This window comes from Mesorhizobium sp. M0016 (assembly GCF_040324035.1).
In the GTDB taxonomy this organism is placed as follows: Bacteria; Pseudomonadota; Alphaproteobacteria; order Rhizobiales; family Rhizobiaceae; genus Mesorhizobium.
This window is the reverse complement of record NZ_JAMYVM010000019.1, coordinates 14,269-41,153: the sequence shown is the minus strand read 5'-3', so window position 1 is coordinate 41,153 and position 26,885 is coordinate 14,269. Positions and strand designations below refer to the sequence as shown.

Below are 26,885 nucleotides of genomic sequence, written 5' to 3'. Positions count from 1 at the left end.
GAAACTCAAGGCGCGCCGTCTGCCCCAGCGGCTCGATATTTTGCGAAACCTCGTTCGTTCAATTATTTTCAACCCCTTAACCAAAGGGTCCGCCAAAAAAATATGTGGCGATAACTACAACTCCGCGCTATGCGGTACAAAGCGGCGGGGCTGGGGATTGGCACTCTAAACAGGTGATCGGTGACGGGTTTCCGTCGCTCTTGCACCACGTTAGTGTCCATGTCCTTGCGCCTGGAGTTCAGTACTACCCAATGACATCCTATGTAGAGGTCGTGTCCGGACTTCGGCCGAAGATGCGGCGCGCCATTATAATGATCCAGGATCTGGTCATGGTCCTGGTCGCGGTGGCGCTGAGTCTGGGGCTTTCTCAGTCGAGACTTTCATTCGACGCGCTCTCCACGGCCGGCCTGGCGTGCTGGGCAAGTATTGTTTTTCTCAGCCATATGCTGTTTCGCTATTGCGGCCTCTACAACACCGTGTGGCGTTTCGCCTCCACGCCGGACTTCTTCAACATCCTGAAGAGCTGCGCCATCCTGACCGTCACGCTCTATGTCGTCTCGCTGGCGGTTCGATCGTTTCAGCCGGTGACCGGCCTCAACGAGCGCCAGTTCATCGTCTTTTTCCTCGTCTCCTTCACCATCATATCGGCGCCTCGGCTCTATTACCGGTTCCTGCGCGACGGGGCGAGCTGGCGAATCCTGAGCCGCAACGCAAACAATGCGGCGATCAAACAAGCGCTGTTCGTCGGCAGGCTTGGCGAAGCAGACGTCATCATCCGCTTCACACGCACGGCCGAGCCGGCCGAATATTCCATCGCCGGCATCATGGCCATCGAGAACGGCGCGCCGTTGGGCACGCAGATCCAGGGCGTTCCGGTGGTGGCCGTGCGGCCCCGCCTGGTCGAGGTCCTCGAAGAATATGCAAGAGGCACCAAAAGCCTCGACATGCTGATTTTCGGCAATGGCACCGAACGCGAGATCGAGGAATATTCGGAACTGGTCCGTGTCGCCCGTCACAGCGGTATCGCCGTCGTCCAGTTCTCCGGCGTTTCGGAGCTCGGCCAAGGCGGAAAGCTGGTACTCGACGCTGTCGAGATGGAAACCATCCTGCGCCGCTCCACAGTTGCTTCCGATATGGAGCGGATCGGCGGCTTTATCGGTGGCAAGCGCGTCCTGGTCACCGGCGGCGCCGGCTCAATCGGTCGCATCCTGGTCAAGCGGTCGCTGGAACTTGGCGCCGAGGCGGTTCTGGTCGCCGATATCTCGGAGTTCGGTATTTTCCAGCTCGACCAGCAGGTTGACGAAAAGGACCATGTCCGGCTCAAGAGCCGCATCGTCGATGTCACAGACCGGCGCCAGATCACCCGCGTCGTCAGCGATTTCAAGCCCGACATCATCTTCCATGCCGCCGCGCTCAAACATGTGCCGCTGCTCGAGGAAAATTGGGAATCGGCGATCCAGACCAACATTTTAGGCACCCTCGTCTGCGCCGAGGTTGCCGCCAAATGCGGGGTGCCGCAGTTCCTGCTGATTTCCAGCGACAAGGCGGTCGATCCGACCTCGGTGCTCGGCATGACGAAACGCGCCGCCGAGCAGATCGTCTCTTCGCTGCACGAAACGCATGCCACCGGGCCTAGCGGCCGTCGCTCCGGCACCAAGTTCATCGCCGTGCGGTTCGGCAATGTCTTCGGCTCCAATGGCTCGGTCGCCACCATCTTCCAGGCGCAGATCGAGGCCGGCGGTCCGGTCACCATCACCGATCGTCGCATGACCCGCTACTTCATGACGGTGGCCGAAGCCGTCGACCTCGTCATCATGTCGGCGGCCGACGCCGAGCGGCGCCAGGGCAAGGACGACTACGCCATCTACATGCTCGACATGGGCAAGCCGGTGCCGATCCTCGAAGTCGCTGAAACCATGATCCGCATGGCCGGCAAAAGCCCCTACACCGACATTCCGATCCGTTTCACCGGGATCAGGCCGGGCGAGAAGCTTCACGAGGTGCTGCATGGCGGCAATGAGGAGATCGTCGCGCTGGATATCCCCAAGATCTTCGGCCTCAGGACCGATGTCGTGGGATGGCCCAAGGTCCAGGCGGCGCTGACATTGCTGCAGGCGGCCATGCGCGATCAGGACAAGGCCTCGGCGCTCGCCGTCATGGCCGGCCTCTATCAGGCGGAAGAGCCTCCAAGTGACGCACGCCGGGAAACCGTTGCGAAAACAGTCGGGCAAGCTGGTTAGAGCAATTCCAGGAAAAGTGTGGAGCGGTTTTCCGTCCGGGATTGCGTCAAAACAAAGAGCCTGTCCTGATCGACCGGGATTGGCTATTGAAACCGATCCGATGGCCGTTCCCAGGCGTTTGCAGATGATTTTGAACCAGTGAGCAGACAAGATCAGCGCGTGGCCGTGCTGCTGGGCACGAAAGATGGCGCGGCTTTCCTTGACGAGCAGCTCGCGTCGCTGGCTGCGCAATCGCATCCTGTTGTCGACCTCTGGGTTTCCGACGACGGTTCGACAGACGGCACTTCGGCCATTATCGGCGCCTGGCAGAGCCGCTGGTCCAAGGGCCGGTTGACCCTGTCGAATGGTCCTCGCCAAGGCTTTGCCGCCAATTTCCGCGCGATGATCATCGATCCGCGCATCGAGGCCGACTACTACGCCTTCTGCGACCAGGACGACATCTGGGAGCCGGACAGGCTGGAGAGCGCCATTGCCTGGATGCAAGAGCATGATGCCGGAACGCCGCTGCTGTTTTGCTCCAGGACCGCGACCATGTCCGAAACCGGAGCAGCGCAAGGGTATTCGCCGCTGTTCCAGCATCCACCCGCATTTCGCAATGCGCTTGTGCAAAGCATTGCCGGCGGCAACACGATGATGATCAACCGCGCCGCGCGAAAGTTGCTGGCAAAGGCATCGGCAAGGACCGAGTTCGTCAGCCATGACTGGTGGACCTATCTGATCGTCACGGCTGCCGGCGGCATTGTCCGCTATGACCCGCGACCGCTGGTGCGCTACCGCCAGCATGAGGCAAACTTGGTCGGCGCCAACGTGTCGTGGAAGGCGAGGCTGTCGCGGCTGGGGCGCCTGTTCAGGGGCGAGTTCGCCGTCTGGACCGATCACAATCTGAGCGGCCTGGCGGTCAATCGCGACATCCTCTCGAGGGATGCCGCCGCCTGTCTCGGCCTGTTCATCAGGGCACGAAAGGGCGGTATCCTGCGACGCCTGCGCCTTCTCAGGAAAAGCGGCGTCTACCGGCAGACGCTGGCTGGGACGCTTGGGCTCTATCTGGCCTTCATCTGGCGGCGGATCTAGAGCATGCAGACACGGCCATGAGGGAACCCAAGCGAGCTTTCGACCTGGCGGTGGCGGCGCTGCTGCTGCCACTGGCCTCGCCTTTCGTCCTGCTTGCCATGCTGGCAATCAGGACGACGTCGCCTGGACCGGCACTCTTCTCTCAAACCCGTGTCGGCCAGCACGGGGTGCCGTTTGCCTGCCACAAGCTGCGCACGATGGTTGTGGGAACGCCGTCTCTGCCCTCGCATCAGGCGCCGGCAATTTCCGTCACTGCCGTCGGCAAGGTGCTGCGGAAATTCAAGATCGACGAGCTGCCGCAGCTCTGGAACGTGCTCAAGGGCGAGATGAGCCTGGTTGGGCCGCGTCCATGCCTGCCCACGCAAACCGAATTGATCGAACGCCGCAGGCAATTGGGTGTGCTTGCCGCACTTCCGGGCATCACCGGGCTGGCACAGATGAAAGGCATCGACATGTCGGATCCGAAACTCTGCGCCGAAACGGATGCCGAATATCTCAGGGGGGCCTCGATCGGACTCGACGTCAAAATCCTGCTTGGCACAATCTACCGGACCTGACGGGCCTGTCGTGCAAGTTCCTCAATCCGGCCGAGCGTGTCGGTTTCCGGCATCCAGCCTTCCGAGATCAGCAGTGACGGGTCGCAAATCTGTGTCGCCATGGAAGCGTCGTACGCTGCTTTTCTGCCAAGCAGTGTGGCGAACAGCCTGAATGGCCAGGCCGGCACAGGAACGAGCCGGGTCGGAACGTCGTATCCGTGCCTGAATGCAGTCAAGATTGCGAACATCGCAACGGGGGAAGCATCGCCCAGGACATAGGTCGGGCGCGGTGGCGTGGGACGAGTCAAAAGATGCGCCACGGCGCCAGCCACCGCGTCGCGCGATATCAGCGAACGAACTGCGGTGAAAGCGCCTAAGGGCAATGGTAAGGCAATGGCGGCAGCCCGCATCATTCCACGCAGGTTTCCCTTCATGCCTTCGCCATAGACCGGCGGCAGGCGCAGCGCCGTGGCATCGGAGGGCCTGGACGCATAGGCTTCCAGTGTCTTGATCTCGCCTTCGCGTTTCGAGCGCCCGTAGGCGCATTGCGGGGCAGGGAGCGTCGCCTCGCTGATCGTTCCGCTGAAACCGGGACCGGCTACTGCCCGGATCGACGACAGATAGATGAAGCGCCCGCTTGTCCGCCAGGCGGCCGCGCGCGCCAGCTGGGCGGTCAGTGTCGCGTTGGCGGCCATGAAGTCGGCTTCGCTCGCCTTGCGGTCATTGTTGAGCGCCGCACAGTGGACGACATGGGTGACATCTCGCATCAGCGCCTGGAATGCCTGGGCCGGCGCGTCGAAGTCCGGCAACAAAACCGCATCGCTCACGGGATCGAGCCGTTCCGGGTGGCGCGATGCCATGCGCACCCCGAACCCGGCTTCGCGCAGCTGGTTGACCACCTGCCTGCCGATGAAACCTGTCGCGCCTGTGACCAGCACTTTCACGGCCGGCTTGCCTGGGGCGCCGGGGCCGGTTGTTCCGGCAGCATTTGTTGCCGGCCCGATGCAAGATAGGTCCCGGACACCAGGAACACCATCAGTGTGGCATCGAGGATGTCGTGGCCGACCAGGATGCCGGTCAGGCCGCCGATGAGATAGGTGATCGCAGTGACGACAATCATCGTGGCGCCGAACCGCTCGATCGCGTCCGTGCTGGTGCGCAGCACGATGGCCGCGTTTCTCGCGGCAACGAAGAACACAGCCGCGAGCGTTATGGCTCCAAGCAGCCCGGCCTCCACCAATGCGGTCAGGAAGCCATTGTGAAAATGGCTGAAGCCCGTGGACGGCATGTGGAACTGATTGTGGAATCCATCCTTTATCAGCTCACGGCTTGCAGCAATGCCGTGACCGAAAATCGGCATGTCGTGGAAGGCGCTCAGCCCAATCTGCCAAAGTGCTGCGCGCAAGCCGAGCGCGGTCGTGTGGTCGCCCTTCGTGGCGAGCGCATCCCAGTCGCTGAACAGGAAGGCCGCGCGCTCGGAAATGATGGGGAGACCAATGACCGCGATGACGATGCCGATCGCGCCCGCAATCAGCAAAAGCCGAATGGCGTTTCTGTTGTTGAGCTTGCGACGGTTGATCAGCAGGACCGCGATGCCGGCCACCAGCATCGCCAGCCAGATGATCCGCGACCCCGAATAGACAATGGCGACCGCGCCGGCCAGTGTCGCGCAGGCCAGCAACGCCCTGTTCTTTTCGACACCCGATAAGGCGCCTGCCAGGCACATCATCATGCTGAGGCAGGCGACGGTCGCGAACACGATCGGATTGCCGGCGCCGCCTTCGGCCCGTATGCCCAGCCCGTGATATTGCACGACCGCCAGCAGCAGGGCGCCAAAACAGGCGGCGGCGCTCGCCAGCACGACGATGCGCGTCAGCGTGGCTTTCTCGGTAATGCTCCAGGTCGCGTATGAGACAGGGAAAAACAGGAAGGTGATCAGCCCTGCCAGATGCGGCGCATCCCTGGCGATTGAATTGTTGACGATGGAGGCGAGCACGCTGGCTGCGCAATAGGCATAGATGGCCACCGTCATCGCGGTCATCGGCCGGTCGATGTTGAAACGCCGTCTTTTCAGCGCAAGCAGAAGCACCGACCACAGGCCGCCGCCATTGAACAAAAAGCTGACCGCCGATCCCAGTACCGGCGGGAAAAAGAAGCACAAAATGGAGAAGGTGACGTTGATCCGTGACGGCGAAACGTGCTGCTTGATGGCGGAGATCGGGGTCAATGCTCTGGTTCACAATGCGCTGGGTCGCGTGGCGACGGACAATGTTTGGCGGCGGCATTTGCGGCATGCCGCCCGGCGCAGGTTCAGGAGCCGGTATAGCGGCTGGGTGCGGTTTTCGAAAGAGCGACGAGGTCGGGCCGGCGTTTCTTTCGGTCCAGGCAAGATTTTTCCCGGCCTTTGAATGCTTTCGCTCCGTCGGGCAGGAATTTTCGGATTCTAGGCTTTTCATGGAAAATTCGTTGCCGATCGGTGTGGCCGCCGGCCTTTCCAGCGTTGTTATATCAGGTGGCGATCTGCTAGAACGCCGGCACGAACCGATAGTGTCCAGCAGTGAAGCTTGAACCGGGCGGCTGAAAAGGACGCCCGATCCATCTGATGCAAGGTCTGGATTGCACGAGAGAACGCTCACAGTCCATGAACATCGCGCTTACGCACCTGCAGCGGCTCGAGGCCGAGTCCATCCACATCTTCCGTGAGGTTGCCGCCTCCTTCTCCAAGCCGGTGATGCTCTATTCCGTCGGCAAGGATTCCTCCGTGCTGATGCATCTGGCGATGAAGGCCTTCTATCCGGCCAAGCCGCCTTTCCCCTTCCTGCATGTCGACACCACCTGGAAGTTCCGCGAGATGATCGCCTTTCGCGACCAGATGGCGCAGAAGCTCGGCTTCGACCTGCTGGTCCACGTCAATGAAGACGGCGTGCGCGACGGTATCAACCCCTTTGACCATGGCTCGAACACCCACACCCATGTCATGAAGACGGTGGCGTTGCGCCAGGCGCTCGACAAATACGGCTTTGACGCTGCCTTCGGCGGGGCTCGGCGCGACGAGGAGAAGTCGCGCGCCAAGGAGCGCATCTTTTCCTTCCGCAACGCCCAGCATGTCTGGGACCCGAAGAACCAGCGGCCGGAGATGTGGAAGATCTTCAACACCCGCATCGCGCCGGGCGAATCGATCCGCGTGTTTCCGCTGTCGAACTGGACCGAGCTCGATATCTGGCAGTACATTCTGCAGGAAAACATCCCGATCGTGCCGCTCTATTTCGCCAAGGAGCGGCCGGTGGTCGAACGCGACGGCATGCTGATCATGAAGGATGACGATCGCATGCAATTGCGCCCCGGTGAGACGATGGAGAACCGTCTGGTGCGTTTCCGCACCCTCGGCTGTTATCCGCTGACCGGCGCCATTGAATCCGACGCCGACACGCTCGAAGCCATCGTCGGCGAGATGCTGACGGCGCGCACCTCCGAGCGCCAGGGCCGCCTCATCGACCGCGATGAAGCCGGCTCGATGGAACAGAAGAAGCGCGAGGGATATTTCTGAGCATGCGCCATATCCTGGCCAAGAGCCTCGCTCCCACCGACGGCGTGCGCGAATACATGGCGGCGCAGGAGAAGAAGTCGCTGCTGCGCTTCCTCACCTGCGGCTCGGTCGACGACGGCAAGTCGACGCTGATCGGCCGTCTTCTGTCCGACACAAAGCAGATCTTCGAGGACCAGCTCGCCGCACTCGAGCGCGATTCCCGCAAGCACGGCACCACTGGCGACGACATCGACTTCGCGCTTCTGGTCGACGGCCTCGAGGCCGAGCGCGAGCAAGGCATCACCATCGACGTCGCCTACCGCTTCTTCGCCACGCCCAAGCGCAAGTTCATCGTCGCCGACACCCCCGGCCATGAACAGTACACCCGCAACATGGCGACCGGCGCATCGACTGCCGATCTCGCCATCGTGCTGATCGATGCGCGCCAGGGTGTGCTGCGCCAGACCCGGCGCCACTCGATCATCGCTTCGCTGCTCGGCATCCGCCATATCGTGCTTGCCGTCAACAAGATCGACCTCGTCGATTTCGACCAGGCGGTGTTCGACCGTATCGTCGAGGATTACCGGCAGTTCTCGCACGAGCTCGGCTTCCAGACGATCGTGCCGATCCCGATGTCGGCCCGCTATGGCGACAATGTCACCAGCCGCTCCGGCAAGACGGCGTGGTATTCCGGCCCGTCGCTGATCGAGCATCTCGAAACCATATCGGTCGACGAGGCCGCGGTCGAACTGCCGTTCCGGTTTCCGGTGCAGTATGTCAACCGGCCCAATCTCGACTTCCGCGGCTTTGCCGGCACCATCGCGTCCGGCTCCGTCGCGCAGGGCGACGAGGTGGTGGTCGCCAAATCCGGCAAGGCCTCGCGGGTCAAGCGCATCGTCGCGCAAGGCGGCGATCTTGCCCAGGCGGTGGCCGGCCAGGCCATCACCCTTGTGCTCGATGACGAGGTCGAGGTCTCCAGAGGCAACATGCTGGTGTCGCCGGCGGCACGGCCGCAGGTCGCCGACCAGTTCGCCGCCAACATCGTCTGGTTCGACGAGGCAGCGCTGCTGCCGGGACGCTCCTATATACTGCGCACCGAGACCGACCAGACCAGCGCCACCGTCACCGACCTGAAATACCGCGTCAACGTCAACGACTTCGCTCGCGAGGCGGCGAAGTCGCTCGAGATGAACGAAGTCGGCATCTGCAATATCTCGACCCGGGCGCCGATCGCCTTCGACACCTTCGCCGACAACCGCGATACCGGCGCCTTCATCCTGATCGACCGCATCACCAATGCCACGGTCGGCGCCGGCATGATCCTGCATTCCTTGCGCCGCGCCGAAAACATCCATTGGCAGTCGCTCGATGTCGGCAAGCGCGGCCGCTCCGACCTCAAGAGCCAGCGCCCCGCCGTATTCTGGTTCACCGGTCTTTCCGGCTCGGGCAAGTCGACCATCGCCAATCTGCTTGAGAAGAAGCTGTTCGCTTCGGGGCGTCACACCTACATTCTCGACGGCGACAATGTCCGCCACGGCCTCAACCGCGATCTCGGCTTCACCGACGCCGATCGGGTCGAAAACATCCGCCGTGTCGCCGAAGTGGCAAAGCTGATGGCCGATGCCGGGCTGATCGTCATCGTCTCCTTCATTTCCCCCTTCAGCGCCGAGCGGCGCATGGCCAGGGAGTTGATGGCCGACGGCGAGTTCGTCGAAGTGTTCGTCGATACGCCGTTCGAGGAATGCGCCCGACGCGACCCGAAAGGCCTTTACGCACGGGCGCTGAATGGCGAGATCAAGAACTTCACCGGCGTCGATTCCCCGTATGAAGCTCCCGAAAATCCCGAAATCCATCTCAAGACACTCGGCAAGACGGCCGAGGAGATGGTAGAGGCTCTGGAACACTGGCTGAATGAGCGCGACATTGCCGAAGACCAATATGACAGCGGCGGCGGCATCTGACGACGAAGTGATGCTCGACGTGTTCGAGCGCCTGGCGCTCGAAGCCGGACGCGAGGTGATGCGGGTCTTCAAGGCCGGCTGCGCGGTCGACAGCAAGTCGGACTCCTCGCCGGTCACGGAAGCCGACCGCGAGAGCGAGACGATCATCCTCGCCGGCCTGCGTGCGGCCTATCCCGATATTCCCTGCGTGGCCGAGGAAGAGGTCGCCGAAGGCATTGTGCCGCCCGATCTGGATGGCGCCTTCTTCCTGATCGATCCGCTCGATGGAACGAAGGAATTCGTCAACCGCCGGACCGATTTCACCGTCAACATCGCGCTTGTCCGGCACGGCGTGCCGGAGATCGGCGTCGTCTTCGCACCGTGCAGCGGGCGGTTCTTCTCTGGACGGCCGGGCTGGGCCGAAGCAATCGAGGTCGATGGCGACTTCCGTATCGTCGGCCGCCGGCGGATTTCGGTTAGGAGGGCGGTCACGCCGCTGGCGGTCGTTGCCAGCCGCTCGCACAACACCCCGGAGACCGAAGCCTTCATCAAGGATCTCGGCGCCGCCGAGATCGTCTCGGTCGGCTCATCGCTGAAATTCTGCCTGCTCGCCGCAGCCGAAGCCGACATCTATCCGCGCTTCGGCCGCACCATGGAATGGGACACGGCGGCCGGCGACGCCGTACTGCGCGCCGCCGGCGGCATGACGCGCACGCTGGACGGCGAGCCGCTCACCTATGGCAAGCGCAAACAGAGCGACGACGAGGATTTCGCCAACCCGCATTTTATTGCGAGCGGGAAGGCGGCGGACGCGGCGTAACTTACGCCGCCGCTACATGCGCCGAGTTCGAGCCAATGTAGTTGCGGATCGTCTCGATGATGCGGTCCTGGTCGGCTTCGCTGAGATAGGGATGCATCGGCAGGCACAGGATGCGCTTCGGCAGTTCCTCCGAAACCGCAAGCCCGGTCGGCGTGCGCGGATAGTCGCGATAGGCGACCTGCTCGTGCAGCGGCTTCACATAATAGATCACCGAAGGGATGCCCTTTTCGCCGAGATGCGCCCTCAACCCGTCGCGCTTCGGCGTCTCGATGGCGTATTGCGCCCAGGCCGAGCGGCCACCGCCCAGATTGCGTGACGCCTTGACGATGTCGCCGAGACCTTCGACGTAGCGCTTGGCCACCACCTGGCGGGCGACCATCTCGTCTTCGAGGATGGCGAGTTTCTCGATCAGGATCGCCGCCTGGATCGTGTCGAGGCGTGAATTGATGCCGACGCGGACATTGTCATACTGCGTCTCGCCCTTACCGTGGAACGCAAACGAGCGCAGCTGGTCGGCCAGCGCGTCGTCATTGGTGAACATCGCGCCGCCATCGCCGTAGCAGCCCAGCGGCTTGGCCGGATAAAAGCTGGTCGAGCCGACATGGCCGAAGGCGCCGCACATTGTGCCGTCGGCCGAACCGCCGATCGACTGCGCCGCATCCTCGATCACCAGCAGCCCTTCGCGCTTGGCAATCGCCATGATCGCGTCGTAGTCGGCGGCAAGCCCGAACAGGTCGACGGGAATGATCGCCTTCGGCTTCAGCCGGCCTTCCTTCTTGATCATGGCGATCGCCGCCTCGAGGCTGGCGATGTCGATGTTGTAGGTCTCGGCGTCGACATCGACGAACACCGGTTCGGCCTTGGCAAGCGCCACCACTTCCGCCGTCGCGGCAAAGGTGAAGCTCGGCACGAACACCGCGTCGCCGGGGCCGATACCGGCGGCAAACAGCGGCAACAGCAGCGCGTCGGTGCCGTTGGCGCAGGCCACGACATGCTTGGTGCCGATATAGGCTGCGAGCTTGTTTTCGAATTCGGTGACTTGCGGCCCTAGGATATAGCGGCCTTCCTCGACGACATTGTCGATCGCGGCCTTCAGCCGGTCGCGGATACGTTCGCGCTGCGCGCCAAGATCGATGAATTGCATGTCGGCCTCAAAACGGTGTGGTGCGGGCCGCCCCAACGACACGCACAGAAACAACAACTTAACCGGGCCGCTGGTACCAGAGTTGGGCCGGTCTAGAAAGCCGGACCGGCCGCGGGACGGGTTGTCTAGGTGTCGCAGCCTGTTACTTCAGGCTTTCCCTGCATTGCCGCAAGATGCCGGAAATCCGGGCTTCGCCGCCTATTAATCCGGCTGATCAGTCCGTCTTTCCGGCTCGCGGAAACATAAAGTGATCGGCTGCTTGCAGCGGCTGGCGGCGGACTAAGCGTGGATCAGGCGATTTCGTGCCGCCAGGGCGGGTTGGCGCCGGCCCGCGACACGGTCACCGCCGCCGCTTTGGCGCCGAGCGCCAGCGCCTGACGGATGGCGTCCTCCGAAAGGCCGCCGATCCCGGCCTTGGTGAGCAGGCCTTGCTCGTGCAGCGAGGCCAGAATGCCGGCATTGAAAGTGTCGCCGGCGCCGACCGTGTCGACCACCTCCACCTTATGCGGCATCACCGTGACCTTGTGTTCCCTGCTGTAGCCGACGGCACCTTCGCTGCCGTGGGTAACGACGATCAGCTTCGGGCCGCGATCCAGCCAGTTGCGGATGACGTCCTCATGCGAGCCGGCCTCGCCGAACCAGTGCAGATCCTCATCCGATAGCTTCACGATGTCGGCCATCGCCATCATCGAGCGGATGCGCCGGAGGTGCTTGGCTTTGTCGGGGATGAAGTTCGGCCGGATGTTGGGGTCGAGCATCATGACGCGGCGTTCGTGCTCGCGTTTCATGAATTCTTCGTAGGCAGCACCCGCCGGGTCCGAAATCAGGCTGATGGCGCCAAACAGCATGGCTTCGATCTCGGCGCCCAGTTTCGGCAGATCCTCTGTCGTCAGCATGCGCCCGGCGGTGTTTTCGTCGTAGAAAGTGTAGGTCGCCTGGCCGTTGGTGAGCCGCACGAAGGCGAGCGTGGTCGGGCGAGGGGAGGTGTGCGCATAGGTGGAGCTGACCTTGCTTGCGCCGAGCGCCTCGCGGAACTGGCCGCCGAACAGATCCGACGACAGGCCGGAAAAGAAGCCGGCGGGCGCGCCGAGGCGGCCAAGCGCGATCGCCGTGTTGAACACCGCGCCGCCGACATAGGGCGCAAAGGCCGGCTCGCCCTGTGTCGTGGTGCGCGGCAGCATGTCGATCAGGGCTTCGCCGCAGCAGAGGATCATGATTTCTTGTTCTCCGGCGGATAGATCACGCCCTTGCGGATGATGATGTTGGCGTAGAGCCGGGGTTCGCTGGTCCCGACGATCGCATATGCCGACCGGACGCGTGCATAGAAGTCGGCGCCCGCCAGCGCAACCACCTTGCGGCCCGGCGCGCGCCTGGTGCAGATCGTTTCGATTTCATGGTGGACCGGATCGGCGACCGAGGGATCGCCTTTTACCGAGGCACGAAACAGCGCTTCCGGCACGAAGTCGTCCACCGGCAGCACGCTCAAAATGGCGTCAAGCACCGGTATGAGGTGAAGACCGTCGGCGCGGATCAGCCGGTTTGCCTGTTCTTCCGCCGGATAGTTGCCGTCGACGAGCGCGATCTCGTCGCCATGGCCCATGGCGCGCAATGTCGCCAGAAGCTCCGGACCGAGCAGCGACGGAATACCGATCAGCATTCAGATGCTCCTGGAAATCGTGGTCGAACCGATGAGGAAGCGTTCGGACAGCGGCAGGCTGGCGCCGCCCAGCGCGCGGGCATGGATGCCGACGGTGCCTTCGCGCACCACCGGAAGCTTCAGCCCTTCGCCATCGATCGTACCGATCGCCTGCCTGATCGCATCGACGAGCCGGCGCCGGACAGCGAGCGGCATCCAGCCGTCGATCACCGCGGCCTCGAAATCGATCACCGAGGACGCCGATACGATGGCATAGGCCAGCGCCTGAGCGGCATTGGCGATCCAGTCGTCGAGCTCGTGACCGATCTCGCCCCAATCCTCAGGCGACGTCCACAGATGCGAAGCCTCGACGCCGCGTGCGTTAAGCGCCTTTTCCAGCATGGCGATCGAGGCGACGTCGATGAGCTGCGTCGGCTTGCCGTCCGGCCCCGGCACCGGCATCGAACCCAGCGCCCCGGCATTTCCGGTTGGCCCGCCGAACAGCCGGCCGTTGAGCACGATGCCGCCGCCGGCAAAGGCGCCGATATAGAAATAGACGAAGTCGCGCGCCCCGCCGGTCTGGCCGAACACCAGTTCGGCGCCGCAGGCGGAGGTGGCGTCATTCTGCAGATAGACCGGGAATTCGCACTGCGCCTGGATGTCGGCACGGATGTCGCGATGGCGCCATTCGTCCATGATGTCGCGCGGCGCGCCGGCGGTGTCGGCCCAGTTCCACAGTTCGAACGGCATGGCGATGCCGAGCCCGGCAATGCGCTTGTCCTGCGCAGGTGTCAGTTCGGCGCGCATCGTCTTCATGCCTTCGGTGACGAACTCAACCGTCTCGCGCGGCGCCGGATAGCGGTAGGAGTGCTGCAGCATGGAACGCACAGTTCCGAGGAAATCGATCAGCACCAGTTCGGCGCTGCGGCGGCCGATCTTGAGGCCGATGAAGAAGGCGCCTTCGGGGTTCAGCGCCATCGGGATGGAGGGCTGGCCGATCTTGCCGCGCAACGGCGCCTGGCGCAGCAGCAGGCTGTCTTCCTCCAGTTCGCGCATGATGACCGAGACGGTCTGCGCTGAAAGCCCGGTCATGCGCGCAATGTCTGATTTGGCCAAGCTGCCGTGCTGGCGAACCAACGACAGCACCAGCCGCTCATTGTGGTCGCGCATGCCGCTCTGGTTGGTGCCACGGTGGAGACGGCTGGCGGCCGCCTCGGGCGAACCGTGCCTCGCAATGCCGGTCTCCACCCTTGTTCCTTCCCTTGGTTTATTCTTACTGCTTTTGCGGCAGAATGAGTGAACCGCGCAAAGCTGTCAATAATAAATAAGAGTGATTTAATTATTGACAGGCGGCTCCCGCTGGTGTCATTTGAGGGCGCGTCCACACTGGGAGAACTTCAGTGGATGCGCTCAAGATGCCGGTTGGCGGCATCCGCATGGTTCCATGGGAGGAAGATCGTGACCAAAGCTTTATTGAAGTCCACCGTGTTCGCCGCGGCGGGCCTCGGCCTGATGGCGTTTGCTTCGACAGCATCGGCCGCCGGCGTCGGCGCCTGCCTGATCACCAAGACCGACACCAACCCCTTCTTCGTCAAGATGAAGGAGGGCGCGACCGCCAAAGCCAAGGAACTTGGCGTCGACCTCAAGACCTATGCCGGCAAGATCGACGGCGACAGCGAGAGCCAGGTGGCGGCGATCGAAAGCTGCATCGCCGACGGCGCCAAGGGCATCCTGATCACCGCGTCCGACACCAAGGGCATCGTGCCGACGGTGAAGAAGGCGCGTGACGCCGGCCTGCTGGTGATCGCGCTCGATACCCCGCTGGACCCGATCGATGCCGCCGACGCGACCTTCGCGACGGACAATCTGGAAGCCGGCAAGCTGATCGGCGCCTGGGCAGCCGCGACCCTCGGCGACAAGGCCAAGGACGCCAAGATCGGTTTCCTCGACCTGACCCCCTCACAGCCGACCGTGGATGTGCTGCGCGACCAGGGCTTCATGATGGGCTTCGGCATCGACGTGAAGGATCCCAACAAGATCGGCGATGAGGACGATGCCCGCATCGTCGGCCACGACGTCACCAACGGCAATGAAGAAGGCGGCCGCAAGGCGATGGAAAACCTTCTGCAGAAGGACAACTCCATCACCGTCATCCACACCATCAACGAGCCCGCCGCTGTCGGCGCCTACCAGGCGCTCAAGGCGGTCGGTCTCGAAAGCCAGGTGCTGATCGTCTCGGTCGATGGCGGCTGCCCCGGCGTGAAGTCGGTGACCGAAGGCGTCATTGGCGCCACCTCGCAGCAATACCCGCTGCAGATGGCGGCACTCGGCATCGAGGCGATCGCCGCCTTCGCCAAGGACGGCGCCAAGCCGAAGCCGACCGAAGGCAAGAACTTCTTCGACACCGGCGTCAACCTCGTCACCGACAAGCCGGCCAATGGCGTGAAGTCGATCGACACCAAGGAAGGCCTCGCCAAGTGCTGGGGCTGATGGCTGCCTGACAGCCAGCGGCAAGCTGACGGCCGGGGGCTTGATCCCCGGCCGCTTCGGGTGGACGATGCGTCACGCGAATAATCCCGGCAGCAGACCGGACAGGCGCGAGCGGGTATCGGCATGGAGCTGAAGCCCAGGGGAGGAAACATGGCTCAAGCACAGGAATTCGAGAAGGTTCTCTCGAGCAGCGACACAAGCGTTGCCGCCTTTGACGAGCACAAATCGGCCGTCAAGCGGATCCAGCATTTCCTGCACTCCACGCCGGCGGCGGTGCCGCTGATTGTGCTGGTCTTGTCGATCGTCATTTTCGGCATCGCCATTGGCGGGCGTTTCTTCTCATCCTATACGCTGACGCTGATCCTGCAGCAGATCGCCATCGTCGGCATCCTCGGTGCCGCGCAGACACTGGTCATCCTGACCGCCGGCATCGACCTGTCGATCGGCGTGATCATGGTGATTTCGGCCGTGATCATGGGCAATTGCGCGGTCAGCTACGGCATGCCGGCCGTGCTCGCAGTGCCCATCGGGCTTGCCGCCGGCGCAGCCTGCGGCCTGCTCAACGGCTTGCTGGTCGCCTACATGAAGCTGCCGCCGTTCATCGTCACGCTCGGCACCTGGAACATTGTCATGGCGACGAACTTCATCTATTCGGCCAATGAGACGATCCGCGATACCGACGTCGACGCCCAGGCGCCGCTGCTGCATCTCTTTGCCCTGAGTTTCAAGATCGGCACGGCGGTGCTGACACTGGGCGTCATCGCCACGGTCGTGCTCGTTTTGATCCTCTGGTACGTGCTCAATCACACCGCCTGGGGCCGCCATGTCTACGCCGTTGGCGATGATCAGGAGGCGGCGAAGCTGTCTGGCATCCAGACCAAGAAGGTGTTGATGACGGTCTACACCCTTGCCGGGTTGATCGCCGCTTTCGCTGCCTGGGTGTCCATCGGCCGCAACGGCTCGATCTCGCCGTCAGCCGCCGTCACCGACTACAACCTGCAGGCGATAACCGCGACGGTGATCGGCGGCATTTCACTGTTCGGCGGGCGCGGCTCAATTCTGGGCACGCTTTTCGGCGCGATGATCGTCGGCGTCGTCTCGATGGGCCTCAACATGCTGGGCGCCGATCCGCAATGGAAGGTGCTGCTCACCGGTGTGCTGATCATCGGCGCCGTGGCGATCGACCAATGGATCAGAAAGGTTTCGGCATGACCGTGGAACCCATCCTCACCGCGCGCGGCCTGATCAAGCGCTATGGCCGTGTCACCGCCCTCGACAATGCCGACTTCGACCTCTACCCCGGCGAAATCCTGGCCGTCATCGGAGACAATGGCGCCGGCAAATCATCGCTGATCAAGGCGATTTCCGGCGCCGCCGTGCCCGACGAAGGCGAGATCCGTCTTGAAGGCAAGGCTGTCGCTTTCAAATCGCCCATGGAGGCGCGCGAGGCGGGCATCGAGACGGTCTACCAAAACCTGGCTTTGTCGCCGGCCCTGTCGATCGCCGACAACATGTTCCTGGGCCGCGAGATCCGCAAACCCGGCTTCCTCGGCGACTGGCTTCGTATGCTCGACCGGCCCGCAATGGAAAAGCGCGCCCGCGACAAGCTCACCGAGCTTGGGCTGATGACCATCCAGAACATCAGCCAGGCGGTGGAAACGCTGTCGGGCGGCCAGCGCCAGGGCGTGGCGGTGGCGCGCGCCGCTGCTTTCGGCAGCCGCGTGGTGATCATGGACGAGCCGACCGCCGCACTCGGCGTCAAGGAGAGCCGCCGCGTGCTGGAACTGATCCTCGACGTCAAGAAACGAGGCCTGCCGATCGTGCTGATCTCGCACAATATGCCGCATGTCTTCGAGGTTGCCGACCGCATCCATATCCATCGGCTGGGTCGCCGCCTCTGCGTCATCGATCCCAAGCAATATACCATGTCCGACGCCGTCGCCTTCATGACGGGAGCGAAGGTTCCGCCGGAGGCTGCACTCGCTGCCTGATCCGCTCGACGGATAAATTGCCGCAGGGGAACTGGCGGCATGCTGGTCTAAATCGATTGAACGTATGTTGCGATGCACTAGGATAGGCTGGGACTGAGAGCGAAAGCCGGTATGATCGCAGCACGATCACGAGAGGCAGTATGACGCGAACAATGACAGCCAAAGCCCCCGATCTCGAAATACCCGATCCCAAGACGCTGGCCGACGAAGTCTTGCTGGCTCTCAAATACCGGGTCGGCAAAGGCACCTCCGTTGCCACGCAATATGATTGGCTGACAGCCTCGATCAAGGTCGTGCGCGACCGCATCGTCGATCACTGGATGCAGGCGACGCAGGAGGCCTACGCCCAGCAGGAAAAGCGCGTCTATTACCTGTCGCTCGAATTCCTCATCGGCCGGCTGATGCGCGATGCCTTCTCCAATCTCGGCCTGATGGACAATATGCGAGAAGCGCTCAAGTCGCTGGGCGTCGACCTCGACCTCATCGCCGGGCTCGAACCGGATGCAGCGCTCGGCAATGGCGGTCTCGGCCGGCTCGCCGCCTGCTTCATGGAAAGCATGGCGACCGTCGACATTCCCGCGCATGGCTACGGCATTCGCTACGCCAACGGCATGTTCCGCCAGGAGATCCATGACGGCTGGCAGGTCGAACTGCCCGAAACCTGGCTCGACCACGGCAACCCCTGGGAGTTCGAGCGCCGCGAACGCGCCTTCGAAGTCGGCTTCGGCGGCTCGGTGGAATCGATCACCTCCAAGGATGGCCGGCTCGAACGTCACGTCTGGAAGCCGACCGAGCATGTCCAGGCCGTCGCCTACGACACCCCGGTGGTTGGCTGGCGGGCCAACCGCGTCAACACGCTGCGGCTTTGGTCCGGCATGCCGGTCGATCCGATCCTGCTCGACAAGTTCAACGCCGGCGACCACATCGGCGCGCTGGCCGAAAGCAACAAGGCCGATGCCTTGTCGCGCGTGCTTTACCCCGCCGATTCCCACAAGGCCGGCCAGGAACTGCGGCTGCGGCAGGAATATTTCTTCTCCACCGCATCGCTGCAGGACGTCGTCCAGCGCCATCTCAGCCAGTATGGCGATCTCGCCTCGCTGCCCGACAAGGCGGCGATCCATCTCAATGACACCCATCCGGCGATCGCCGTGCCAGAGCTGATGCGCCTGCTGATGGACGTCCATGGCATGGATTTCGACCAGGCCTGGGACATCACCAAGCGCACCTTCGGCTACACCAACCACACGCTGCTGCCAGAAGCGCTGGAAAGCTGGCCGGTGCCGCTGTTCGAACGGCTTTTGCCGCGCCACATGCAGATCGTCTACGCCATCAATGCTCAGGTGCTGCTTGAGGCCCGCGCCACCAACCAGTTTTCCAATGAGCAGATCAGCCGCATCTCGCTGATCCAGGAAAATGGCGACCGCCGCGTGCGCATGGGTAACCTGGCCTTTGTCGGCTCGCACTCGATCAATGGCGTGTCGGCGTTGCACACCGAACTGATGAAGGAGACGGTGTTTGCCGATCTCCACAAGCTCTATCCCGATCGCATCAACAACAAGACCAACGGCATCACGCCACGGCGCTGGCTGATCCAGTGCAATCCGGGCCTCACCGCGCTCACCCGCGCGGCGATCGGGGACCGTTTCCTCGACGACATCGACGCCATCAAGGGGCTCGAAGCCTTTGCCGGCGACGCCGCCTTCCGCGACAAGTTCGCCGCCGTCAAGCGCTCCAACAAGGTCAAGCTCGCCAATCTGGTCGCAGACCGGCTCGGCATCAAGCTCGACCCGTCGGCGCTGTTCGACATCCAGGTCAAGCGCATCCACGAATACAAGCGCCAGCTGCTCAACATCCTGGAATCGATCGCGCTCTACGACCAGATCCGCTCGCATCCCGAGCAGGACTGGATGCCGCGCGTCAAATTCTTCGGCGGCAAAGCGGCGCCCAGCTACCACAATGCCAAGCTGATCATCAAACTGGCCAACGACGTCGCCAAGGTCATCAACAGCGACCCGTCGGTGCGCGGGCTGCTGAAAGTGGTGTTCGTGCCGAACTACAATGTCAGCCTGGCCGAGGTGATGATGCCGGCCGCCGACCTGTCCGAGCAGATTTCGACTGCTGGCATGGAGGCGTCGGGCACCGGCAACATGAAGTTCGCGCTGAACGGCGCCTTGACCATCGGCACGCTCGACGGCGCCAATGTCGAGATCAAGGAATGCGTCGGCGACGACAACATCTTCATCTTCGGCCTGAGCACGGCGGAAGTCGCCGAGCGGCGCAGCAATGGCTACAACCCGCGCGCCGTGATCGAGGGCTCCCCTGAATTGGCGCAGGCTGTTGCCGCAGTATCGTCGGGCGTGTTCTCGCCCGACCAGCCGGATCGCTACCGCGAGCTGGTCGACGGTCTCTACAACAGCGACTGGTTCATGGTGGCGGCGGATTTCGACGCCTATGCCGCCGCCCAGCGCGATGTCGACGCCGTCTGGCGCAACAGCCCCGATTGGTACGCGCGCGCTATCCGCAACGTTGCCCGCGTCGGCTGGTTCTCTTCCGATCGCACGATCCGCCAATATGCGAAAGAAATCTGGAACGTGCCCGCCTGATATGATTGCATGAGGCCACGACAATGGGTCTTGTGCACAAGAACTGGTTCCCAGGGAGGGACACCGCCTGATGAAGAAACCGCGCGCGACCGCGACGACGAGCGGGTCGGACGGGCTGGCGTCAGCCGGCGATGTCGCCGCAATTGTTGCAGGCACGCATGGCGATCCTTTTGCAATCCTGGGCGTGCATGATGCCGGCAAGAGCCTGGTTGCCCGCTGCTTCGTCCCCAATGCCGAGTTCGTCACCGCATACACGCTGGCCGGCAAGAACGCCGGCGAACTCACGCGGCGCGACGACGCCGGTTTCTTCGAAGGCAGACTGTCGATCAAGAAGCGCCAGCCGCTGCGGTATCACGCCAAGAATGCCGGCGGCGACTGGTGGCTGACCGATCCCTATTCCTTCGGCCCGGTACTCGGCCCGATGGATGATTATTACATCGCCCAAGGGTCGCATCTCAGGCTGTTCGACAAGCTCGGCGCTCATCTCATCGATCACGAGGGCGCCTCCGGCGTACACTTCGCCGTCTGGGCGCCCAATGCGCGGCGTGTCTCGGTGGTCGGCGACTTCAACGAATGGGACGGCCGTCGGCACACGATGCGCGACCGCCGCGACACCGGCATCTGGGAGCTGTTCATTCCCGATATCGGCGCCGGCCACCCCTATAAATACGAGATCATTGCCCCCGACGGCGTGCGCCTGCCGCTCAAGGCCGATCCGTTCGCCTTCAAGTCTGAACTGCGCCCGGCCACAGCATCCGTGACGGCGGTGCCGCCGGCGCATGAATGGGGCGACGAGGCGCATCGCAATTACTGGCGAAAGGCCGATCCGCGGCGCGAAGCCATATCGATCTACGAGGTCCATGCCGGTTCGTGGCAGCAGCACGATGATGGCAGCTTCCTGTCATGGGACGAACTCGCCAACCAGCTCATCCCCTATGCTGTCGAGACCGGCTTCACCCACATCGAGTTCCTGCCGATCTCCGAACATCCCTATGACCCGTCATGGGGTTATCAGACAACCGGACTTTATGCCCCCTCGGCGCGATTCGGCGACCCCGACGGCTTCGCCCGTTTCGTCGACGGTGCGCACCGCGCCGGCGTCGGCGTCATCCTCGACTGGGTGCCGGCGCATTTCCCGGTCGACGCGCATGGCCTGGCCAATTTCGACGGCACAGCGCTTTATGAGCATGCCGATCCGCGCAAGGGTTTTCATCCCGACTGGAACACCGCGATCTACAATTTCGGCCGCCGCGAGGTGGTGTCGTTCCTCGTCAACAACGCGCTGTTCTGGGCCGAGAAATACCATGTCGACGGTTTGCGCGTGGATGCGGTGGCCTCGATGCTCTACCTCGATTATTCGCGCAAGGCCGGCGAGTGGATCCCCAACGAGAAGGGCGGCCGCGAAAACCTCGAAGCAGTCTCCTTCCTGCAGAAGATGAACAAGGAGGTCTACGGCCACCATCCCGGCGTGATGACCATCGCCGAGGAATCGACCTCATGGCCGAAGGTCTCGGCGCCGGTGCATGAAGGCGGGCTGGGCTTCGGCTTCAAATGGAACATGGGCTTCATGCACGACACGTTGGAGTATTTCGCCAAGGAGCCGATCTTCCGCAAACATCACCACAACGACCTGACCTTCGGCCTGACCTACGCCTTTTCCGAGAATTTCGTGCTGCCGCTGTCCCATGACGAGGTCGTGCACGGCAAGGGCACGCTGCTCGGCAAGATGGCCGGCGACGACTGGCAGAAGTTCGCGACTTTGCGCGCCTTCTATGCCTTCATGTGGGGCTATCCCGGCAAGAAGCTGTTGTTCATGGGCCAGGAATTCGCCCAGCGCCGCGAGTGGAGCGAGGCGCGCGGGCTCGACTGGAACCTGCTCGACTTCCACCCGCATCGCGGCGTCTGGCAGACGGTGCGCGACCTCAACTATCTCTATCGCTCGCGCCCGGCGCTGCATGCACGCGACTGCGAGCCGGACGGCTTCTCCTGGCTGATCGTCGACGACAAGGAAAACTCGGTCTTCGCCTGGCTGCGCAGCGCGCCCGGCGGCAACCCGATCGCCGTCATTTCCAACTTCACGCCAGTGCCGCGCGACAATTATCGCGTGCCATTGCCCAAGGTCGGCAAATGGCGCGAAATCATCAACACCGACGCTTCGGACTACGGTGGTTCGGGCAAGGGCAATGGCGGTGTGGTCGAAGCCAGGGCGGAAGGAGGAGGCATTTCGGCAACGATGCTTTTGCCGCCGCTGTCGACGATCATGCTTGAACTCGTTGCGGACTAGGTCCGTCAACTCGTTGCGGACTAGATCCGTCAACTCGTTTCGGATTAGGTCCGTCGACTCGTTGCGGACCGGGCGATGCTCCAGACTGGTAATTTGGGAGGGTAAAAATGGCAGACTTGAAGAGAACCCAGCCGCTGGCGCGCGATGCCATGGCCTATGTGCTGGCCGGCGGCCGCGGCAGCCGGCTCAAGGAATTGACCGACCGCAGGGCCAAGCCGGCTGTCTATTTCGGCGGCAAGACGCGCATCATCGATTTCGCGCTGTCCAATGCGCTGAATTCCGGCATCCGCCGCCTCGGTGTCGCCACCCAGTACAAGGCGCATTCGCTGATCCGCCACCTGCAGCGCGGCTGGAACTTCCTGCGCCCGGAGCGGAACGAAAGCTTCGACATCCTGCCGGCCTCCCAGCGTGTCTCGGAAACCCAGTGGTATGAAGGCACGGCCGACGCCGTCTACCAGAACATCGACATCATCGAGGCCTATGGCCCCGAATACATGGTCATCCTGGCCGGCGACCACATCTACAAGATGGACTACGAGCTGATGCTGCGCCAGCACGTCGATGCCAATGCCGATGTCACTGTCGGTTGCCTTGAAGTGCCGCGCTTGGAAGCGACCGGCTTCGGTGTCATGCATGTCGACGGCAAGGACAACATCATCGCCTTCGTCGAAAAGCCCGCCGACCCGCCCGGCATTCCCGACAAGCCGGAATTCGCGCTGGCCTCGATGGGCATCTATGTCTTCAAGACCAAGTTCCTGATGGAACAGCTGCGCCGCGATGCGGCCGAGCCAGGCTCCAGCCGCGACTTCGGCAAGGACATCATCCCCTACATCGTCCAGCATGGTAAGGCGATCGCGCATCGCTTCGCCAAATCCTGCGTGCGCTCGACTGCCGAGAACGAGGCCTATTGGCGCGATGTCGGCACGGTCGATGCCTACTGGGAAGCCAATATCGACCTGACCGATATTACCCCCGAACTCGACCTCTACGACCGTGACTGGCCGATCTGGACCTATGCCGAATTGAAGCCGCCGGCAAAGTTCGTGCATGACGAGGATGGCCGGCGTGGTTCGGCCGTCTCCTCGCTGGTCTCAGGCGATTGCATCGTCTCGGGTGCTTCGCTGAAGCGCAGCCTGATCTTCACCGGCGCGCGCATCAACTCCTATTCGACGCTGGAAGAGGTCGTCATGCTGCCCGACGTTCATGTCGGCCGGAACGCAAAGTTGAAGCGCGTCGTCATCGACCACGGTGTAAGGATACCGGAAGGGCTGGTGGTTGGCGAAGACCCTGTTCTCGACGCCAAGCGTTTCCGGGTTTCGGAAAAGGGCATCTGCCTGGTCACGCAGGACATGATCGACAAGCTGAAGCTGTAAGACGGGGTACCATAAACGCATGCAGGTTCTGTCGGTCACGCCCGAGATATTCCCGCTGATCAAGACCGGCGGACTTGCCGACGTGACCGGCGCATTGCCGATCGCGCTGGCCGCCAAGGGCGTGACCATGCGCACGCTCATCCCCGGCTTTCCCCAGGTGATGGACGCCTTCAAGAAAAAGAAGGCTGTCTACCAATACCCGCTGCTGCAGGGCGGCAAGGCTTCGGTCCATGCCGTCAAGATCGCCGGGCTCGACCTGTTCGTGCTCGACGCGCCGCATCTCTACGACCGTCCCGGCGGCCCTTACGGCAATGCGGCCGGCGCCGATTGGCCCGACAATTGGCGGCGTTTTGCTGCGCTGAGCCAGGTCGGTGGCGATATCGCCGGCGGCGCCATTTCCGGCTACCAGCCGGATCTCGTCCACGCCCATGACTGGCAGTCGGCGATGACGCTGGCCTATATGCGCTACGGCAAGGCGGTCGGCGTGCCGTCGCTGATCACGGTTCACAACCTTGCCTTCCAGGGTCAGTTCGGCGCCGGCATTTTTGGCGAGCTCGGCTTGCCGGCCGCGGCGATGGCGCTCGACGGCGTAGAATACTATGGCGGCGTCGGCTTCCTCAAGGCCGGCCTGCAGGCGGCCTGGGCGATCACCACGGTGAGCCCCACCTATGCCCAGGAAATCCGCTCGCCGGAATTCGGCATGGGCCTCGACGGCCTGATCAACATGCGCTCTTCCGACCTCTACGGCATCGTCAACGGCATCGACACCGACATCTGGAACCCGGAGACCGACAAGCATCTGGTGTCGGCCTACTCCGCCGCGACGCTCAAGGCTCGGCTTCCCAACCGGGCGGTTGTCGAGGACCGCTTCAGCCTCGAGCGCGACGACAGTCCGATCGTCTGCGTCGTCAGCCGGCTGACCTGGCAGAAGGGCATGGACATACTGGCGGCTGTGGTCGACGGCGTCGTCGCCACCGGCGCGCGGCTGGCGATCCTCGGCTCAGGCGACGCCGGCCTGGAAGGCGCGCTGCTGGCTGCCACCGCCCGCCATCGCGGCCGTGTCGGCGTCGTCGTCGGCTATGACGAGGGGCTTTCCCACACCATGCAGGGCGGCTGCGACGCCATCGTCATCCCGTCGCGCTTCGAGCCTTGCGGGCTGACCCAGCTTTACGGCCTACGCTATGGCTGCGTGCCGGTCGTCGCCCGCACCGGCGGCCTTGCCGACACCATCATCGACGCCAATGAAGCAGCGATCTCGGCCGGTGTCGCCACCGGCTTCCAGTTCGCGCCCAATAGTGGCGGCGCCATGCTGCACGCCATCCGCCGGCTGGTCGATGCGCATTCGAGCCCGGCCGTCTGGGAACAGATCCAGCGCCAGGGCATGAAGGCCGATGTCTCCTGGGACAAGAGCGCCGACAAATACGTTGAACTCTACCGCCTGCTGCTTTCGAAAAGGGTTGCCTGAAGCATGATCCGGACCGTCGCCACCAAACCCTATCTCGACCAGAAACCCGGCACGTCCGGCCTGCGCAAGAAGGTGCCTGTCTTTCAGCAGGAGCACTATGCCGAGAACTTCATCCAGTCGATCTTCGACGCGCTGGAGGGCTTTGAGGGCAAGACGCTGGTGATCGGCGGCGACGGCCGCTTCTACAACCGCGAGGTCATCCAGAAGGCCATCGCCATGGCGGCGGCCAACGGCTTCGGCAAGGTGATGGTCGGGCAGGGCGGCATATTGTCGACGCCGGCGGCGTCGCATGTCATCCGCAAATACAAGACCTTCGGCGGCATCATCCTGTCGGCCAGTCACAATCCGGGCGGCCCGCACGAGGATTTCGGCATCAAGTACAATGCCGGCAATGGCGGCCCGGCGCCGGAAAAGCTGACCGACGCGATCTTCGAAAAGACCAAGACGATTTCGAGCTTCAAGACCGCCGACATCGACCAGATCGACATCGACAAGATCGGCACGGTGACCGCCGGCGGCATGGCGGTCGAGATTATCGACCCGGTCACCGACTATGCCGAATTGATGGAGAGCCTGTTCGACTTCGACGCCATCCGCGCCAATTTCAAATACGGCTTCCGCATGCGCTTCGACGCCATGCATGCGGTCACCGGCCCGTATGCCAAGGAAATCCTCGAGCGCCGGCTCGGCGCGGAGAATGGCACCTGCCGCAACTACAAGCCGCTGCCGGATTTTGGCGGCCATCACCCGGATCCGAACCTGGTCCACGCCAAGCATCTCTATGACGAGATGATGGGACCGGATGCGCCCGATTTCGGCGCCGCTTCCGACGGCGACGGTGACCGCAATCTCATCATCGGCAAGGGCATTTTCGTCACCCCGTCGGATTCGGTGGCCATGCTTGCCGCCAATGCGCAATTGGCGCCGGGCTACAAGGACGGCCTCAAAGGCATCGCCCGCTCGATGCCGACCAGCGGCGCTGCCGACCGCGTCGCCGAACAGCTCGGCATCGGCATCTACGAAACGCCGACCGGTTGGAAGTTCTTCGGCAATCTGCTCGATGCCGGCATGGCAACGATCTGCGGCGAGGAAAGCGCCGGCACCGGCTCGAACCATGTCCGTGAAAAGGACGGGCTGTGGGCGGTGCTGTTGTGGCTGAACATCCTGGCCGTGCGCGGCGAAAGCTGCAAGGACGTCGTCACCGAACATTGGGCGACCTACGGCCGCAATTACTATTCACGTCATGACTATGAGGAGGTCGAAACCGAGCGCGCCAACGCCTTGGTCGACGAGTTGCGCGCCAAGCTCGCTTCGCTGCCCGGCACCAGCGTGCGCGGACTGAAGATCGCCAATGCTGACGACTTCGCCTATCACGATCCCGTCGACGGTTCGGTGAGCAAGAACCAGGGCATCCGCATCCTGTTCGAAGGCGGCTCGCGTGTCGTGTTTCGTTTGTCCGGCACCGGCACGTCGGGTGCTACGCTGCGCGTCTACATCGAGCGCTACGAGCCGGACAGAGCGCGGCATGATCTCGACACGCAAGAGGCGCTCGCTGACCTGATCGCGGCTGCCGATGATATCGCCGGGATCAAGAGCCACACCGGGCGCAACAAGCCGAGCGTGATTACTTGAGGGTGGTGACGTCTTTACCCTCCCCCTTGTGGGGAGGGTCGATCCGCGCAGCGGATCGGGTTGGGGGTGCTCGTAAAGCGCTTTCCCCGCGCCGACCCCCACCCCGCTCACTTGGTTCGCGACCCTCCCCACAA

20 protein-coding genes are annotated in these 26,885 nt (G+C 63.0%); 14 read left to right on the top strand and 6 right to left on the bottom strand.

What is annotated here, in order from left to right; translation table 11 throughout:
• Positions 1-251: 251 nt before the first annotated feature.
• The 3 genes from NKJ88_RS23720 to NKJ88_RS23710 all read left to right on the top strand — a co-directional run bounded on the left by NKJ88_RS23720 (position 252) and on the right by NKJ88_RS23710 (position 3,868).
• Entirely contained in the window at positions 252-2,240 is a 1,989-nt protein-coding gene (locus tag NKJ88_RS23720; protein WP_031197947.1) for a nucleoside-diphosphate sugar epimerase/dehydratase, read from the top strand.
• A gap of 138 nt (positions 2,241-2,378) precedes the next feature.
• Positions 2,379-3,311 carry a glycosyltransferase family 2 protein gene (locus NKJ88_RS23715; RefSeq protein ID WP_023709847.1) on the top strand — a complete coding sequence of 311 codons (933 nt, stop codon included), beginning with the start codon at positions 2,379-2,381 and terminating at the stop codon, positions 3,309-3,311.
• Positions 3,312-3,328: 17 nt separating this feature from the next.
• Positions 3,329-3,868: a sugar transferase gene (locus NKJ88_RS23710; protein WP_023670714.1), complete on the top strand. Its 540-nt coding sequence runs from the start codon at positions 3,329-3,331 to the stop codon at positions 3,866-3,868.
• Here NKJ88_RS23710 and NKJ88_RS23705 read toward each other — a convergent pair.
• Together NKJ88_RS23705 and NKJ88_RS23700 are read right to left on the bottom strand one after the other, a co-directional pair.
• A complete protein-coding gene (locus NKJ88_RS23705; protein ID WP_023709846.1) occupies positions 3,856-4,791 on the bottom strand; it encodes an NAD-dependent epimerase/dehydratase family protein in 936 nt (311 codons plus the stop codon). The two genes, NKJ88_RS23710 and NKJ88_RS23705, sit on opposite strands and share 13 nt — an antisense overlap.
• Positions 4,788-6,074 (bottom strand): O-antigen ligase family protein, encoded by a 1,287-nt coding sequence (locus NKJ88_RS23700; protein WP_031198928.1) that lies wholly within the window; start codon positions 6,072-6,074, stop codon positions 4,788-4,790. The genes NKJ88_RS23705 and NKJ88_RS23700 overlap by 4 nt, the downstream gene beginning before the upstream one ends.
• A gap of 414 nt (positions 6,075-6,488) precedes the next feature.
• On the opposite strand from NKJ88_RS23700, the gene cysD reads away from it, so the two are divergent.
• Genes cysD through cysQ form a run of 3 tightly spaced genes read left to right on the top strand, consistent with a single transcriptional unit; the run spans position 6,489 to position 10,133 of the window.
• A complete protein-coding gene (cysD, locus tag NKJ88_RS23695) occupies positions 6,489-7,394 on the top strand; it encodes a sulfate adenylyltransferase subunit CysD (protein WP_352445772.1) in 906 nt (301 codons plus the stop codon).
• Positions 7,395-7,396: 2 nt separating this feature from the next.
• Complete coding sequence (gene cysN, locus NKJ88_RS23690) at positions 7,397-9,334, top strand: sulfate adenylyltransferase subunit CysN (RefSeq protein WP_023670718.1); 1,938 nt, start codon at positions 7,397-7,399, stop codon at positions 9,332-9,334.
• Between the two features lie 10 nt (positions 9,335-9,344).
• Positions 9,345-10,133: a 3'(2'),5'-bisphosphate nucleotidase CysQ gene (gene cysQ, locus NKJ88_RS23685; RefSeq protein ID WP_031196090.1), complete on the top strand. Its 789-nt coding sequence runs from the start codon at positions 9,345-9,347 to the stop codon at positions 10,131-10,133.
• A 1-nt stretch (position 10,134) separates the two neighbouring features.
• On the opposite strand, the gene NKJ88_RS23680 is transcribed toward cysQ, so the two are convergent.
• The 4 genes from NKJ88_RS23680 to NKJ88_RS23665 form a co-directional block, all read right to left on the bottom strand.
• Positions 10,135-11,277, bottom strand: coding sequence for a DegT/DnrJ/EryC1/StrS family aminotransferase (locus NKJ88_RS23680; protein ID WP_352445770.1), 1,143 nt, complete (start codon positions 11,275-11,277; stop codon positions 10,135-10,137).
• 290 nt (positions 11,278-11,567) lie between these two features.
• Positions 11,568-12,491: a carbohydrate kinase family protein gene (locus tag NKJ88_RS23675; protein WP_023684582.1), complete on the bottom strand. Its 924-nt coding sequence runs from the start codon at positions 12,489-12,491 to the stop codon at positions 11,568-11,570.
• The gene (locus NKJ88_RS23670; protein WP_023684581.1) at positions 12,488-12,934 is read right to left on the bottom strand and encodes an RbsD/FucU family protein; all 447 of its coding nucleotides are present in this window, start codon (positions 12,932-12,934) and stop codon (positions 12,488-12,490) included. The genes NKJ88_RS23675 and NKJ88_RS23670 overlap by 4 nt, the downstream gene beginning before the upstream one ends.
• Complete coding sequence (locus tag NKJ88_RS23665) at positions 12,935-14,161, bottom strand: ROK family transcriptional regulator (RefSeq protein WP_023702241.1); 1,227 nt, start codon at positions 14,159-14,161, stop codon at positions 12,935-12,937.
• Positions 14,162-14,425: 264 nt separating this feature from the next.
• Between NKJ88_RS23665 and NKJ88_RS23660 the strand changes: the two genes are divergently transcribed.
• The 8 genes from NKJ88_RS23660 (at position 14,426) to NKJ88_RS23625 (ending at position 26,751) form a co-directional block, all read left to right on the top strand.
• Positions 14,426-15,403, top strand: coding sequence for a sugar ABC transporter substrate-binding protein (locus NKJ88_RS23660; protein ID WP_081725578.1), 978 nt, complete (start codon positions 14,426-14,428; stop codon positions 15,401-15,403).
• 150 nt (positions 15,404-15,553) lie between these two features.
• A complete protein-coding gene (locus NKJ88_RS23655) occupies positions 15,554-16,615 on the top strand; it encodes an ABC transporter permease (RefSeq protein ID WP_023670725.1) in 1,062 nt (353 codons plus the stop codon).
• On the top strand, positions 16,612-17,394 hold the full coding sequence (locus NKJ88_RS23650) for an ATP-binding cassette domain-containing protein (protein WP_023670726.1): 783 nt from the start codon (positions 16,612-16,614) through the stop codon (positions 17,392-17,394). Before NKJ88_RS23655 ends, NKJ88_RS23650 begins: the two co-directional genes overlap by 4 nt.
• A 140-nt stretch (positions 17,395-17,534) precedes the next feature.
• Positions 17,535-19,997: a glycogen/starch/alpha-glucan phosphorylase gene (locus tag NKJ88_RS23645; RefSeq protein ID WP_352445767.1), complete on the top strand. Its 2,463-nt coding sequence runs from the start codon at positions 17,535-17,537 to the stop codon at positions 19,995-19,997.
• Between the two features lie 70 nt (positions 19,998-20,067).
• Entirely contained in the window at positions 20,068-22,281 is a 2,214-nt protein-coding gene (glgB, locus tag NKJ88_RS23640; RefSeq protein WP_023805743.1) for a 1,4-alpha-glucan branching protein GlgB, read from the top strand.
• Positions 22,282-22,388: 107 nt separating this feature from the next.
• A complete protein-coding gene (glgC, locus tag NKJ88_RS23635; protein WP_023715696.1) occupies positions 22,389-23,654 on the top strand; it encodes a glucose-1-phosphate adenylyltransferase in 1,266 nt (421 codons plus the stop codon).
• A 19-nt stretch (positions 23,655-23,673) separates the two neighbouring features.
• Positions 23,674-25,119 (top strand): glycogen synthase GlgA, encoded by a 1,446-nt coding sequence (glgA, locus tag NKJ88_RS23630; RefSeq protein WP_023692759.1) that lies wholly within the window; start codon positions 23,674-23,676, stop codon positions 25,117-25,119.
• A gap of 3 nt (positions 25,120-25,122) precedes the next feature.
• Complete coding sequence (locus NKJ88_RS23625; RefSeq protein ID WP_023684576.1) at positions 25,123-26,751, top strand: alpha-D-glucose phosphate-specific phosphoglucomutase; 1,629 nt, start codon at positions 25,123-25,125, stop codon at positions 26,749-26,751.
• Positions 26,752-26,885: the final 134 nt, after the last annotated feature.